The 13,334-nt window shown below is 50.3% G+C and carries 14 protein-coding genes and 1 pseudogene; 10 read left to right on the top strand and 5 right to left on the bottom strand.

Annotated features, from left to right (window positions below; translation table 11 throughout):
- Nucleotides 1-90, top strand: a 90-nt coding sequence (locus tag FYJ62_RS08145; protein WP_154486841.1) for an IS3 family transposase, incomplete at its 5' end; no start/stop codon positions are given.
- A gap of 369 nt (nt 91-459) precedes the next feature.
- Here FYJ62_RS08145 and FYJ62_RS08140 read toward each other — a convergent pair.
- Nucleotides 460-816, bottom strand: a complete 357-nt coding sequence (locus tag FYJ62_RS08140) for an SGNH/GDSL hydrolase family protein (protein WP_154549198.1) — start codon at nt 814-816, stop codon at nt 460-462.
- Between the two features lie 54 nt (nt 817-870).
- Complete coding sequence (locus tag FYJ62_RS08135; protein WP_154549197.1) at nt 871-1,131, bottom strand: hypothetical protein; 261 nt, start codon at nt 1,129-1,131, stop codon at nt 871-873.
- Nucleotides 1,132-1,876: 745 nt separating this feature from the next.
- Here FYJ62_RS08135 and FYJ62_RS08130 point away from each other — a divergent pair.
- Nucleotides 1,877-2,803: an L-lactate dehydrogenase gene (locus tag FYJ62_RS08130; protein ID WP_154549196.1), complete on the top strand. Its 927-nt coding sequence runs from the start codon at nt 1,877-1,879 to the stop codon at nt 2,801-2,803.
- A 116-nt stretch (nt 2,804-2,919) separates the two neighbouring features.
- Here the strand turns inward: FYJ62_RS08130 and FYJ62_RS08125 are convergent, their stop codons facing one another.
- Both FYJ62_RS08125 and FYJ62_RS08120 read right to left on the bottom strand, forming a co-directional pair.
- A complete protein-coding gene (locus tag FYJ62_RS08125) occupies nt 2,920-3,864 on the bottom strand; it encodes an ROK family glucokinase (RefSeq protein WP_154549195.1) in 945 nt (314 codons plus the stop codon).
- Nucleotides 3,865-4,064: 200 nt separating this feature from the next.
- Entirely contained in the window at nt 4,065-5,195 is a 1,131-nt protein-coding gene (locus FYJ62_RS08120) for a 5-methyltetrahydropteroyltriglutamate--homocysteine S-methyltransferase (RefSeq protein WP_154549194.1), read from the bottom strand.
- Nucleotides 5,196-5,359: 164 nt separating this feature from the next.
- On the opposite strand from FYJ62_RS08120, the gene FYJ62_RS08115 reads away from it, so the two are divergent.
- The 5 genes from FYJ62_RS08115 (at nt 5,360) to FYJ62_RS08095 (ending at nt 10,203) form a co-directional block, all read left to right on the top strand.
- On the top strand, nt 5,360-6,271 hold the full coding sequence (locus tag FYJ62_RS08115; RefSeq protein ID WP_154549193.1) for a LysR family transcriptional regulator: 912 nt from the start codon (nt 5,360-5,362) through the stop codon (nt 6,269-6,271).
- 279 nt (nt 6,272-6,550) lie between these two features.
- Complete coding sequence (locus FYJ62_RS08110) at nt 6,551-7,255, top strand: hypothetical protein (RefSeq protein ID WP_154549192.1); 705 nt, start codon at nt 6,551-6,553, stop codon at nt 7,253-7,255.
- Between the two features lie 124 nt (nt 7,256-7,379).
- Nucleotides 7,380-8,396, top strand: a complete 1,017-nt coding sequence (locus FYJ62_RS08105) for an Mbeg1-like protein (protein ID WP_154549191.1) — start codon at nt 7,380-7,382, stop codon at nt 8,394-8,396.
- A 424-nt stretch (nt 8,397-8,820) separates the two neighbouring features.
- The gene (locus tag FYJ62_RS08100; RefSeq protein ID WP_154549190.1) at nt 8,821-9,300 is read left to right on the top strand and encodes an S-ribosylhomocysteine lyase; all 480 of its coding nucleotides are present in this window, start codon (nt 8,821-8,823) and stop codon (nt 9,298-9,300) included.
- A gap of 27 nt (nt 9,301-9,327) precedes the next feature.
- Nucleotides 9,328-10,203 (top strand): MetQ/NlpA family ABC transporter substrate-binding protein, encoded by an 876-nt coding sequence (locus FYJ62_RS08095; RefSeq protein ID WP_154549189.1) that lies wholly within the window; start codon nt 9,328-9,330, stop codon nt 10,201-10,203.
- 82 nt (nt 10,204-10,285) lie between these two features.
- Here the strand turns inward: FYJ62_RS08095 and FYJ62_RS08090 are convergent, their stop codons facing one another.
- Complete coding sequence (locus FYJ62_RS08090) at nt 10,286-10,717, bottom strand: peptide deformylase (RefSeq protein ID WP_154549188.1); 432 nt, start codon at nt 10,715-10,717, stop codon at nt 10,286-10,288.
- 188 nt (nt 10,718-10,905) lie between these two features.
- Between FYJ62_RS08090 and FYJ62_RS08085 the strand changes: the two are divergent.
- The 3 genes and pseudogenes from FYJ62_RS08085 to FYJ62_RS08075 all read left to right on the top strand — a co-directional run.
- A pseudogene (locus FYJ62_RS08085) lies at nt 10,906-11,079 on the top strand (FAD-binding protein); the annotation flags it as partial.
- Nucleotides 11,080-11,395: 316 nt separating this feature from the next.
- Complete coding sequence (locus tag FYJ62_RS08080) at nt 11,396-12,400, top strand: D-2-hydroxyacid dehydrogenase (RefSeq protein WP_154549187.1); 1,005 nt, start codon at nt 11,396-11,398, stop codon at nt 12,398-12,400.
- A 249-nt stretch (nt 12,401-12,649) separates the two neighbouring features.
- The gene (locus tag FYJ62_RS08075) at nt 12,650-13,003 is read left to right on the top strand and encodes an arsenate reductase family protein (RefSeq protein ID WP_154549186.1); all 354 of its coding nucleotides are present in this window, start codon (nt 12,650-12,652) and stop codon (nt 13,001-13,003) included.
- Nucleotides 13,004-13,334 lie beyond the last annotated feature (331 nt).

Below are 13,334 nucleotides of genomic sequence, written 5' to 3'. Positions count from 1 at the left end.
ATATATTGGTTTAACAACATCAGACGGTCCAATAAACTAAATTACACGACCCCTGTAAAATATAGAGATCGTGTAATGGCAACTATTTAAGATTTTATAAAATGTCTAACTTTTCTATGGCACTTCAAAGGCGTTGGGTATTTTTATGGGCAATAGTTCTAGTGAACTCTATCACATGTGATAGAAAATGCTAAAAACTTACTTTTGTGAAATTATCACTTACATTACTTTGGCGCGGTTTCGGGATCGCCGCGCCGATTCTCGTGCTTCCCTTTTAGAACTGCACTCATTTAAGTGTATACCAGTTAAGCGCTTTCGCAAGGGGAAGCGAGCATTATTTTAATAGGCCCTGTCAATCAACTAGCGCGAAAGCGCGCAACTATGCCTTTTTCACCACTTGCTGCAACGAAATTTCATTTGTGAAGAATTTTAACGGACTTAAATTTGTAAAAAATGCCCTTAAAACTTCTTCAACCCCTCATCAACGAGGATCGTCCTGGCCACCAGGGTTGTCATGGCCTTGATCCCGTCTTCAGTCGGGTGGATGCCGTCAGCGAACCACTCGTCGTGGTCCATGGACGCGTTCTTCCAGTCAATCATGTGGACGTTCTTGTACTTCTTGGCAGCTTCCGCGATCAGCTCGTTGTTGCTTTCCTCCCAGTCACGGTCGACATTGTTGTTGATCCAGTAGATTTCCCGGCCCTTGAGCTCCTTGACGGTTTGGGTGATGGTCGACTTTTCCAAGTAGCCGTTGGTTCCCAGGCCAATCAAGACCAGCTTCTTGCTGGCTGGCAGCCCTGCAGCCAAGCCAGGCAAGGCCGAGGCCTGGCGGGATTCCTGCGCGTCGATCGAAATCTTTGGAAATAGCTGCTAGTAGGCTGGCGCGCAGCCCTTCATCACTGAGTCTCCAAAAGCGGCCACGTCCAGCTTATCCAGCTGCTTCTGATCGCTGGCACTGATCTTTCCCTTATAGATGTAGATCCGGGCCTTCTGGGCCGCTAATTTCCGCTTCTTGGCCGCTTTTTGGGCCGCCGTCTCCCTTGGCCTTTGCTGGCTGCTGACGTTTCTTTGCTGGCAGCCGGTCAGCAGCAGTGCTGCCAGCAGGACGGTTCCTTGCCAAAATCTTTTCATTTTTTCTTTCCTCCGAAATGCCGTTTCCTTTAATTTTACCATGCTGGCCAACTGATTTACTATTTTCTGACCAAGCCAACAGCTGATCACAACTTTTAATCAATTGGTCCGCTCCACTTTAAAAACTTTTACCCACTAGATGAATAAACCGCTTGCAATTTAGCTCGCTTTTATTTTTTCAAAAAAGTCATGGATTTTTTTGATTTTCTAGATAAACCGGCGTACTATGATACTCGAAAGTTATGCGACTAAATTATTTTTCTCATTTTTTCTCCTTCAGTCGTCATAATTTTCCGTATCTTTGTCCATAAGGCAGACTCATCAATCATCTCCTGATCGCGGGCCGGTCTTATGAGCAAGACTCTTAACTACCAGAAGCCAGGCGGCCGCTTGCCCCTTTTGCTTTTCGATTATGTTACTTGTTTATTTCGGCAAGCAACACGTCTGGTGAATGGCCTAGCATATAGAATATGTATTTCAACATTTTTTCGGTTCTTGTCTGAAAAATGACAGAATTTATTTTTTCCTTACTCATCACATTTGCGGTTGGCGCGAACCTTCCTATCACTCGTGCCATAAACCCGCTTAAGTCGCTTTAAGCGAACTTAGTTTTATCACATCACATTAAACGCAGCTCTCCTGGCTGCGTTTTTTTGTGGTCCTGGGCGCAATTAAGCTTACACTACGTTATAATTTGAGTAAGCAATTTCACCAATGCACCATGCCTAACGAAGGGAGAAAAAATATGAGTAAAAAAGTCTTGCTAGTTGGCGATGGAGCCGTTGGCTCCAACTTTGCCAACGACCTGTTGCAAACTACTCAAGTCGACGAACTGGTCATCTGTGATATCGCCAAGGACCGGGCAGTCGGCGACAGTCTGGATCTGGAGGACGTGACCTGCTTTACGGGCCACACCAATATCTACGCTGGCGAGTACGGCGATGCCGCGGACGCGGACGTGGTCGTGATCACTGCCGGCGTGCCCCGCAAGCCAGGTGAAAGTCGGCTGGATCTGGTACAAAAGAACGTCGGAATCTTGAAGAGCATCGTAGATCCAATCGTCAAGTCCGGCTTCAGCGGCGTCTTCGTTGTTTCCGCCAACCCGGTCGATATTTTGACGACCCTGACCCAAAAGCTGTCCGGCTTCCCGAAGAACCGCGTTTTGGGGACTGGGACTTCTCTGGACTCCGCCCGCCTGCGGGTCGAGATCTCCAACCGCCTGAACCTGCCCGTTGAAAAAATCAACGCCTGGGTCCTGGGCGAGCACGGGGACACCAGCTTTGAAAACTTCTCTGGCGCCAACGCCGACGGCAAGCGGCTCTTGGACTACCCGCAAATCACTCCGGAAACCTTGGACGAGATTGAAGGAATCGTCCGCCAAAAGGGCAGCGAAATCATCGCCAAGAAGGGGGCAACTTACTACGGCGTAGCAATGATGCTGGCCAAGATCGTCGCTGCCATCCTGGAAAACCAAGACCTGGTTTTGCCGCTGTCCGCGCCAATCAATGGAGAATATGGGATTGCTGAAGAGCTTTACCTGGGCACCCTCTGCATCGTCAACGGCTCAGGGATCAGTCATGTGCTGGAACTGGAATTGTCGGACGACGAAAAGCAGAAAATGCTTGCTTCTGCCGCCAAGATGAGTGAAACCTTGGCGCAGGTTCAACTGTAAATCGGGAACCAGCTCTCTGCCGTGATTTAAGATACATAAAAAGGCTTCCAGAAGTTTTACACTTCTAGAAGCCTTTTTTATTCGTTAGAGTTTTTCCAAAACCCTTTTTTGTCAGCTTAATCCTTGATAACCATCTTGACCGCGCCGTACATGCCGGCATCGTTGCCCAGTTCCGCCAAGGCAAATTCCGTGCCTTCTGAAGCGTGGAAAGCGTACTTGACGAAGTACTTCTTCACGGCATCAGTCAAGATCTCGCCGGCCTTGGACACGCCGCCACCGATAACGTAGACTTCTGGGTCAACCACGCAGGAGATGGTTGCCAGGGCTAAGCCCAAAGTCCGGCCGACAAAGTCCACGATTTCCAAAGCCAGCTCATCGCCCTCCTTGGCCGCGTCAAAGACTGCCTTGGCATCTGGATTTTCGATCTCACGCAATTTGGATGGCTTGTCGCTGGCGGCCAGGACTTCCTTGGCTCTGCGGGCAATCCCAGTTGCTGAAGCATATTGCTCCAAGTGGCCCTTCTTGCCGCAGCCGCAGGCTTGGTCTTCATCCAGGTTCATGGTCATGTGGCCGATTTCACCGGCAGCCCCGAAGTTGCCTGGCAAAATCTTCCCATTGAGGATGATCCCGCCGCCAACGCCAGTGCCCAGGGTCACCATGACGACGTTCTTGTGGCTTTCGCCGCCGCCCTTCCACATTTCGCCCAAAGCGGCCGCGTTGGCGTCGTTGGCTACCTTGACTTCATCGATGCCGGTCAGCTTCTTGACTTCGGCAGCCACGTTGAGCACGCCCCAGCCAAGGTTGACGCACTTGTTCACGATTTCATCCTGCAGGATTGGACCAGGAACGTCAATCCCGATCCCTTCAACTTCATCCTTGCTGATGCCGCGGCCTGACAGCTTGCCCGCCAGGGAAGCAGCGATGTCCGGCAGAATTTGTGACCCATTGTCCTCTTTTCTGGTTGGGATTTCCCATTTTTCAACTAATTGACCGTTGGTTTCAAACAAGCCGATCTTTACGGTCGTACCGCCAATGTCTACACCGAATGCGTATTTCTTCAATCTAATTGCCTCGTTTCCTCTAAATCTATCAATAAAACTTAATCACAAGCTTTTCACAGTTCATATTATAGATTAGCAAAGCCTTTTCTGGAAACGTTTTTATAAATTTTGCTTTTTTCAAGCAAAAAACGCCCTTTTCTTGCGAAAAGGACGCTAATTACTTTTATTCAAATTATTTTTGAGTCTTTTCTTACCAAAAATTAGCCCCAGACTTCCTTGGCCGTGTCGATGACCAGCTTGATCTTGGCCCATTGCTGGTCTTCAGTCAGGTGGTTCCCTTCTTCAGTTGAGGCAAAGCCGCATTGGGTGCTCAAGGCAGACGCAGCTGTCGGGTGAAATTCGCCGGCTTCCTTGATTCTTTCCTTCAAGCGCTCTGGGTCTTCCAAGTCCGGCTTCTTGCTGGTAACCAGGCCCAAAACGACTTCCTTGTCGGCTGGGACTTCCTTAAGCGGTTCAAAGCCACCTGAACGGTCGTCGTCAAATTCCAGGTAGAAGGCGTCGATGCCCTTTTCCTTGAAGACGTATGGCGCGGCTGGAGCGTAGCCGCCTTGGGCTGCCCAGTGAGAGTCGTAGTTCCCGCGGCAGATGTGCGTTGAAACGCGGAGGTCAGCCGGCAGGCCAACCAAGGCATTTTCGTTGATCTCCTTGTAGAGCTGGAGAATTTCTTCCCGCTTCAGGCGGCCACCTTCTGAGAAGGCCGGCCAGAATTCGTCGTCGCACAAGACGCCCCAGGTACAGTCGTCCAGCTTGACGTCGCGGGCACCGTGGTCATACAGGTCTTGAATGAGGTCGTGGTAGACCTTGGAGACGTCCTTGGCCAATTCCGCGTGGTCTGGGTAAACGGCGTCAGTCGCGGCAATCAGTTCATCATTGCGGCAGATCAATTCGCAGTACAGCTGGGCAGGCGCTGGAATGCTTTGCCGGACAGCGACCCCGCCGACTTCGTCAGCCACTTCCTTTAAGAACTTAAAGGCTTCAACGTCTGGGTGGCCTGGCTCGTAAGTCAGCTTGCCAACGACCTTGGCCGCGTCCCGGCGGGTTTCTTCCCCATGGAAAAAGTAGCCGTGCTCAGCTTGGACATGGTCCACGCCGCCAAAGCCCCAGAAAGTGTCCAGGTGCCAGTATGAGCGGCGGAATTCCCCATCAGTGACCACCTTGAGGCCAGCGGCCTTTTCCTTTGGTACCAGCTTGCGGATTTCTTCATCTTCTACCCGCTTCAATTCAGCCTGGTCAATTTTACCAGCCGCGAACTTGGCGCGGGCCTCCTTCAATTCTGCTGGACGCAAGAAGCTGCCAACGATGTCGTAGCGCAATAAGTTCTTTTCTGACATAATCAATTCCTCCTGAGATGCTCTCAATGCTGATTTCGCTTCGCTGTAAAAGCTTTAATTTTTTCTTAATGACTTGTTGCTTGCAAGTATATGCCAGATTCAGCTATATTTGAAATAGCTATTTATAGCGGTACTTGATAGATTTTAGCTATGGGAGGACAAAAATGCGAATTCAGCAATTGCGTTATTTGGAAAAAGTCGTCGAAAGCGGCAGCATGACCCAGGCCGCCAAGGAGCTCTTTATTGCCCAGCCGACCCTCTCCAATGCCATCAAGCAGCTGGAAAAGGACGTGGGCATCACCATCCTGGCCCGCTCCAGCAAGGGCGTGGTTCTAACTGACGACGGGCAGGAATTCATGCAGTACGCCCGGCAGATCCTGGACCAGGTTGACCTGCTGGACCGGCGCTACCATGAGGATGCTTCCGCCCCAAAGATCTTTAGCGTCTCGGCCCAGCACTATGCCTTTGCCGTTGACGCTTTCGTCCATCTGCTCCGGGAGATCGGCAAGGACGACTACCAGGCCACCTTCAAGGAGACCAAGACTTACGATGCCATCGATGACGTGGCCAACCTTCGCAGCGAGGTCGGCATTGTCTATCTGAGCGAGTACAACCACCAGGTCCTGCAAGGGGTCTTCAGTGAAAAAGACCTGCTCTTTTTCCCGCTCTACAAGACCAGCCCTTACGTCTTCCTCTGCAAGAGCCACCCTTTGGCCAAAAAGAAGCTCATCCGCTTAAAAGACCTCCTTCCCTACCCCAAGCTGGCCTATGACCAGGGCAAGCACAACTCTTTCTACTACTGGGAGGAGACCCTGGCCGACCGCAAGTCGCCAAAGTCAATCATGGTCAGTGACCGCGCCACCCTGTTCAACCTCTTGATCGGCCTGAACGGCTACACGATCAGCTCCGGGATCATCAATGCCGACTTAAACGGGGACCAGATCATCGCCCGTCCCCTAGCCTATGATGAATACATCCAGATCGGCTATATCATCAACCGCCACCACCACCTGTCGCCGACTGCCGAAAAATACATCGCGCTTCTGAAAGAGAGCATTTCCAAGCACCACAACTAGCAATCGCGGGCCGGAAACTAACTTTTAGCGTTAAAAGTCCAACTTTTCTTTAGAAACGAAGCCAGGCCTCCGGACAGGCTTAAAAATATGTGAATTTTATCCTGCCACCCTTGCCCCGAAGCCGGGCAAACATTGCCAAATATCGGATTTGTAGTAAAATTAAATGATAAACATGACATCTACTCTTGCAAAGTAAGGGAGAAAAGTTTTAACATATTACTCATAAAAGCATCTTTTCATGTGCGGAAAAGGTGACAACAACTGGAGGTTTAGACAACTATGGGTTTGATACTTTTACTGATCATCATTGTCGCGGGGATCATCATCTTCATCAATTCCCGCAATGAAAAGAAGAAGCAACGGGCTTTGTGGAAGGAACGCCAGCACGAAGGCTACATTCCGCCAATGCCTGTCATTAAGTTGGACTCCGTTGACGGAAACAACCACTTGGTAGTCAAGAACGACAGCAGCGTCTTCTTTACCCCTTACGAAAAGGGCAAGGCTGCTTGGCCAGGCGGCGTTGAGAACTTCAGCGTCTACTATGACCACGACAACAACCACCTGCTCGTTTTGTCACTGGTGCAAGAAAACGCCGCTAACATTGACTTCGGCGAAGTTGACCCGGACAAGGCCAAGAAATTCCTGGACATTTACCAGCGCATGGGCGGCCACATTGCTGACCACTACGAATTGCTGACTTTGAACAAGGTTGACAGCAGCGACTTGAACTTGGACGTTAAGACTAACCCGGCACAAGTCTATGTCTACACTGAAACCTCAGTCAATGACGGCAAGAAGCGCATTTACTTCTCACCAGACCCAACTTCAACGCCTTACAAGCTGCTCGGCTTGGCCTTGAGCGACGCCGCCAACGGCGAAAAGAGCGTTGACATGAGCTTGGAAGATTCCAAGGGCATCAAGGGGTCAGTCTACACCATTTTGCCAGAAGCCAGCGTCAAGGACCTGCAAGACAACTTTGCCTAGTCTGCACGAAGATGATCTGCCAAACGGTCTCCATTCTTGGAGACCGTTTTTTTATTTCCTGGGCAATTTTCACCCCTAAAAACAGCAAAAATGCTATTCTTGAGGCAAAAAGGAGGCAAACGCGATGGAAACCGGAAGCAATCTGACCACTTATCTTGAATGGCTGCAAACTCATGACCTGCCACGTCTCACGATCACCGTGCCTGACGGCATGGTCTTTTCTGAACTTTGCTACCTGGACTTCTCCCCAAGCGGCAAAATCGCCGGCCGGACTTTGGGCAGCGTCTGCCAGGAACTCCTTGCCCAGGATCAGATCAAGACGATGGGCTTAGGCGATCCGGCCGCCTTTTATCCATTCATCAAGGCTTTGGCCACAAACCGCCGCTTTGCCCCGCTGATCATCCTCCGGGCCATTTCCGTGGTCAACGCTGCCGCGCAAACCCAGTTTGCCGGCATGACCTTCCTGCTGCCGGGCGGAGACCGCTATATTGCCTTCCGCGGCACCGACACCAGCTTGGTTGGCTGGAAGGAGAACTTCATCACGGCCTTCGACCGGACCAGCGGACAAGAAGCCGCGCTGGCCTACGTCCGCGCGGAGATCCGCGACTGCACCGGCATGGTCTACGTTGGCGGCCACTCCAAGGGCGGCAACCTGGCCCTCTACGCTTGTGAGCTTCTGCCCGAAAATGAGCGCGAGCGCGTCCTGCGCCTGGATGATTTTGATGGTCCGGGCCTTTGCCCCGACCTCTTCCCCGAATTGACCTTTCCCAAAGCCAAGGTGCGCCGCTTCATCCCCGAATACGACATTGTCGGCCAGATCTTTGAGCCCCGGCAATATCCAGCCACCATCGTCAAGAGCACGGCCAAGGGCATCTGGCAGCACGACCTGCTGTCTTGGCAGATCAAGGATGGCCAAGTCGTTGAAGCCGCGGACACGGCCCCAGACTCCAAGTCCTTCCATCGCTGGCTGGACCGGAGTCTCAGCGGCATCTCCCTGGCCAGCCGGGCCAAGATCGTCGACGGCATCTTCGACTCCTTCCAAAAGCAGGGCTACGAGACCCTGCAAGACCTGGCCCCGCACCCGCGGACGGCCTTCAAGAAAGCACTTAAGCATAAGGACCAGCGCAAGCAGCCAAAATAGTTTTTTTAACTTTTTGGGCGATTTCTCTTTACAGGCTCACTCAATTATTATATTATGATTAAAAAATGAAAGAACGAGAGACAAAGATAAGATAAGTAACCGGTCAGACTCTTCCCCAGAGAGGCGCGTTAGGTGGGAGGCGCTGAAGAGGCCCCGGTGAAAATGGTCTTTGAGTCTGCCAAGAGGCGAGCCACCGGCAAGCTTCTTGCGCTTGATGCCCGATAGCGCATCCGAGTATAATCCGCTTTTCAGCGGCCGTACTTAGCAAGGCTGCTTGCGCGAGCAAGTGGTGAACAAAGGGTGGTAGCACGCTGACGGCGTCCCTGGATGAACATTCATCCAGGGACTTTTTTATTGCCGGAATCCCCGTTCAATCATTGGCCATTCAGCAAAAACATTTTTTCGAGACAAAGGAGAGATTATCATGGCTAAAGTTGAAAGTTTTGAATTGGATCACACTAAGGTTAAGGCCCCATACGTCAGACTGATCACGGTTGAAGAAGGCCCGAAGGGAGACAAGATCTCCAACTTCGACCTGCGCCTGGTGCAGCCGAACGAAAACGCGATTCCAACCGGTGGCCTTCATACCATTGAACACCTCTTGGCCAGCCTCTTGCGCGACCGTTTGAACGGGGTCATCGACTGTTCCCCGTTTGGCTGCCGGACGGGCTTTCACCTGATCACCTGGGGCGAGCACTCAAGCACTGACGTTGCCCGGGCCCTGCGCGATTCCCTCAAGGAAATCCGCGACGAGATCAAGTGGGAAGACGTGCCCGGCACTACCATCAAGACTTGCGGCAACTACCGCGACCACTCCCTCTTCACCGCCAAAGAATGGTGCAACGACATCCTGAAGCAAGGCATCAGCGACGACCCATTCGCGCGCCACGTGGTCGAAGATTAGCCAAGTATTAGAAAGGCAGGCAGCTCCATGAGAAAGAAACAGAGAAATCGCTTGATCGCGGCCATCGCCGTAGTCGCTTTGGCCATCATTGCTTTTATCAGCTTCCGCCCTGGCAGCAAGCCAAGCGGCAAATCCAGCACCACCATCACCATTGGCTCGATCGGCCCAGACGTCAACGTTTGGCGGCACATTGCCAAGACCAAGGAGGCCAAGCAGCTGGGCTTAAAAATCAATGTCAAGTCCTTCACGGACGGCCCTAGCCTCCTCCGGGCCACTTCGGACGGCAGCATTGACGTTTCCGCTTTTGCCTCATGGGCCTACCTGCAGGCCTACAACAAGTCCAAGGACAATGCCGGCACCCAGGTGGCTTTAGGCACGACCTACCTTGAGCCAATGGGGATCTACTCTTCCAAGTACAAGAGCGTTAAGGACCTGCCTAAGGGCGCAACGATCGCCCTGGCCAACAACGCCGCCAATGAAGCCCGCGGCCTCCTGCTTTTGCAAAGCGCGGGACTGATCAAGCTGAAAAAGGACTTTAACGACGCCAATGGCAACGTGAACGACATCTCCGCCAATCCAAAGCAGTTCAAGTTCAAGCTGATCGACGACACGACTGGCCCACGCGTCATCAAGTCCGTTGACGCCGTGCTGATCGGGAACACCATTGCCCTGACCGGCCACCTGAACGTTTTGACCGATTCCATCTACCATGAAAAGATCGACCAGAGCACCAAGAACAACATCAACGTTTTGGCTACCGCCAAGAAGAACCAAAACAAGCAGGAATACAAGAAACTGGTTAAGCTCTACCACAACAAGAACATCCAAAAATGGATCAACAAGAAGTACTCCGGCACCAAAGTCGAAGTCCAAAAGCCGATCTCTTACTTGTCAGGCAAATAGTGCACTGCCCCTCCAGATAATTTTTCAAAAAAGCCAGACCCGCTTTCCTCGCGTGGTCTGGCTTTTTATCGCAATTTGCCAATTAAATTAAGATTCCCTGGCAGTGGTCGACTTCATGCTGAATGGTTTCTGCGATAAAGCCGGTAAAATTCTGCGTATGCGCCTGCAGCCGCATGTCCTGATAGGATACGGTGATTTCTTCAAAGCGGCGGACCGGCCGTTCCCCGCTCAAAGACAGGCAGCCCTCCGTTGCCAAATAAGGCCGGCTTTGCTTAACGATTTTCGGATTAATCATGACCATTGGCAAAAAGCCCGCGTAGACGGCGATAATTGCCTTGCTTTGGCCAATCATGTTGGCCGCTAGACCCGCGGCGGCCGGCAGGCCATCCCGCTCTACATGGTGATAGACCAAAGTATCCAGCAAGTCTTGTGCCGCCGGCAAGTCCGCCTTGCCGGCCAGAGCAGACGGGCGGGCCAAAGTCATGGGGTCATGAATAATTTGTTGTGCTGTCATCGCTTTTCCTCGATTTCATTTTTTTGTAATTTAGTCTAGCAGTTTATCGGGCTTTTGGGTAAAAAAGCTTTTTTTGTTAACAATCATGATTAAAATTTGCAATTGCCGGTCACGGGTGTATACTAGCTTTACTTGCTAATTGTAAGTAATAAAACAACAAGCTGCGCAATCGCGGCACCGCCAGCTGCTTCCACCTGCCAGTCGTTTCCCAGAACCGCTTCACCAGCACCGTTGTTGGCGCTGATGCCGTTGAACACGCCATCATTCTTTCAACCGCCAAGATGAACAAGATTCTGGAATTGAACGCTGACGATGCCTATCCCGTCGTTCAGCCAGGTGTCATCAACAATGACCTTGACCAATGAATCTGCTCAACCCTAAGCGCAAGATCGATTAAGCCGCTTAACGGCAAAGGAAAATTTCCTGAACTGTTAAAATTATCTTATGAATGATTAGTTTTCTGAAAATTTCGCATTTTTTCAAAGGCGCCTGTATCCGAAAAAGGATTTTTACCTTTGTGAAAGATAATTCTTTCACTTCAAAAAAACATCTTGCCTCCCTTGCTGTTTAGCGCTTTCAATCAAATTATCTTGTTCACGCGGGCGGTTTTTAGTGTTGTCCTTCACATTTTTGTGTTATTATTATCAATGACAAAGCAAGAATAATGGAGGGAAAATAATGACTAAGATTTTTGCTTATGCAATTCGTGAAGATGAAAAGCCATTCTTGAAGGAATGGGAAGACGCTCACAAGGACGTTGAAGTTGAATACACTGACAAGCTGTTGACCCCTGAAACTGCAGCTTTGGCTAAGGGTGCTGACGGTGTTGTTGTTTACCAACAACTCGACTACACTGCTGAAACTTTGCAAGCTTTGGCAGACAACGGCATCACTAAGATGAGCCTTCGTAACGTTGGTGTTGACAACATCGACATGGCTAAGGCTAAGGAACTTGGCTTCCAAATCACTAACGTTCCTGTTTACTCACCAGACGCCATCGCAGAACACGCTGCTATCCAAGCTGCCCGCATTCTTCGTCAAGACAAGCGCATGGACGAAAAGGTTGCTCGTCACGACTTGCGTTGGGCACCAACCATCGGCCGTGAAGTTCGCGACCAAGTTGTTGGTGTTGTAGGTACTGGCCACATCGGTCAAGTCTTCATGAAGATCATGGAAGGCTTTGGCGCTAAGGTTATCGCTTACGACATCTTCAAGAACCCAGAACTGGAAAAGAAGGGCTACTACGTAGACTCACTTGACGACTTGTACAAGCAAGCTGACGTCATTTCTCTGCACGTTCCAGACGTTCCAGCTAACGTTCACATGATCAACGACAAGTCAATCGCTGAAATGAAGCAAGACGTCGTTATCGTTAACGTATCACGTGGTCCACTGGTAGACACTGACGCTATCATCCGTGGTTTGGACTCAGGCAAGGTCTTCGGTTACGTAATGGACGTTTACGAAGGCGAAGTTGGCGTCTTCAACGAAGACTGGGAAGGCAAGGAATTCCCAGACGCACGTTTGGCTGACCTGATCGCTCGTCCAAACGTTCTGGTAACTCCACACACTGCCTTCTACACTACTCACGCTGTTCGCAACATGGTAGTTAAGGCCTTCGACAACAACCTTGAATTGGTTGAAGGCAAGGAAGCTGAAACTCCTGTAAAGGTTGAAGGCTAAGCCTGAATCACTTTTAAGGAATCCCTTTTAGAACTTACAGATTTTCTTACAACGAATCTACTTAAAAATTACTTACATTACTTTACAAACTTACACTTTTAAACTTTTAAACTTATCCATTAAAAGCTAAAACTGAAATTCCAGAAAGCCAGTTGGCGTTATGCCAGCTGGCTTTTTGCATGCGGCAAAAAGAATATGCTAAGATAGACCCAGGCAGATTAGCAAGATGCAAGATAGAGGAAAGCAAGCATGAACATTCAGATTTTTGGCAGCAAGAAAAACGCGGACACCAGAAAGGCCCAGCGCTTCTTCAAAGAACGCGGGATCAAGTTTCAATTTATCGATGCTAAGCAAAAAGGTCTCTCCAAAGGCGAGCTGGCCAGCGTCGTCAACGCCGTTGGCGGCCTGGACCGGCTGATTGACGACCAAGCCCGGGACCAAAAGACTTTGACCCTGCTCAAGTACCTGGTTGAAGAGCAAAAATTTGCTAAAGTTCTGGACCAGCAACAGGTCCTCAAGCAGCCGATCGTCAGAAACGGCAAAAAGGCCGTCGCCGGCTATGCCCCTGACGTCTGGCAGGCCTGGATTGCTAAAGAACAATAATATTTCCCAGGAAATATGTAGCCAAAGCGGCAAATAAAGCGTAAGATAGTAGCAATAATCATTAACTGTACAAAAAGAAAGGCGCTCCGAATAATCAGGGAACGCCTTTCTTTTTTGGATTTATGGATTTTGTATAGTAAATGGATTAGTAATAGTTTAGGATATAAATTTTAGATATTAGGATTTAGATTCTTGGACCAGCGGTCCGGGTATTCGCTCATCTCTCACTCCTTCCAAGCACCTAGGCAAGTTCTTGCCGCGGACGCCTGTTTGTTACCTGTTTATATAGTAGCATTGCTGGTGTGAAACACAATATCTAGTATTGTGGAAC

This window comes from Lactobacillus porci, assembly GCF_009695985.1.
In the GTDB taxonomy this organism is placed as follows: Bacteria; Bacillota; Bacilli; order Lactobacillales; family Lactobacillaceae; genus Lactobacillus; species Lactobacillus absianus.
This window is presented reverse-complemented; position numbering and strand designations above follow the sequence as displayed.

Bases quoted from the DNA above. Each gene is read 5' to 3' on its own strand.
- FYJ62_RS08135 (WP_154549197.1), bottom strand. From the start codon at position 1,131: ATGAAAAGATTTTGGCAAGGAACCGTCCTGCTGGCAGCACTGCTGCTG.
- FYJ62_RS08130 (WP_154549196.1), top strand. From the start codon at position 1,877: ATGAGTAAAAAAGTCTTGCTAGTTGGCGATGGAGCCGTTGGCTCCAAC.
- FYJ62_RS08120 (WP_154549194.1), bottom strand. From the start codon at position 5,195: ATGTCAGAAAAGAACTTATTGCGCTACGACATCGTTGGCAGCTTCTTG.
- FYJ62_RS08115 (WP_154549193.1), top strand. From the start codon at position 5,360: ATGCGAATTCAGCAATTGCGTTATTTGGAAAAAGTCGTCGAAAGCGGC.
- FYJ62_RS08110 (WP_154549192.1), top strand. From the start codon at position 6,551: ATGGGTTTGATACTTTTACTGATCATCATTGTCGCGGGGATCATCATC.
- FYJ62_RS08105 (WP_154549191.1), top strand. From the start codon at position 7,380: ATGGAAACCGGAAGCAATCTGACCACTTATCTTGAATGGCTGCAAACT.
- FYJ62_RS08100 (WP_154549190.1), top strand. From the start codon at position 8,821: ATGGCTAAAGTTGAAAGTTTTGAATTGGATCACACTAAGGTTAAGGCC.
- FYJ62_RS08095 (WP_154549189.1), top strand. From the start codon at position 9,328: ATGAGAAAGAAACAGAGAAATCGCTTGATCGCGGCCATCGCCGTAGTC.
- FYJ62_RS08090 (WP_154549188.1), bottom strand. From the start codon at position 10,717: ATGACAGCACAACAAATTATTCATGACCCCATGACTTTGGCCCGCCCG.
- FYJ62_RS08080 (WP_154549187.1), top strand. From the start codon at position 11,396: ATGACTAAGATTTTTGCTTATGCAATTCGTGAAGATGAAAAGCCATTC.
- FYJ62_RS08075 (WP_154549186.1), top strand. From the start codon at position 12,650: ATGAACATTCAGATTTTTGGCAGCAAGAAAAACGCGGACACCAGAAAG.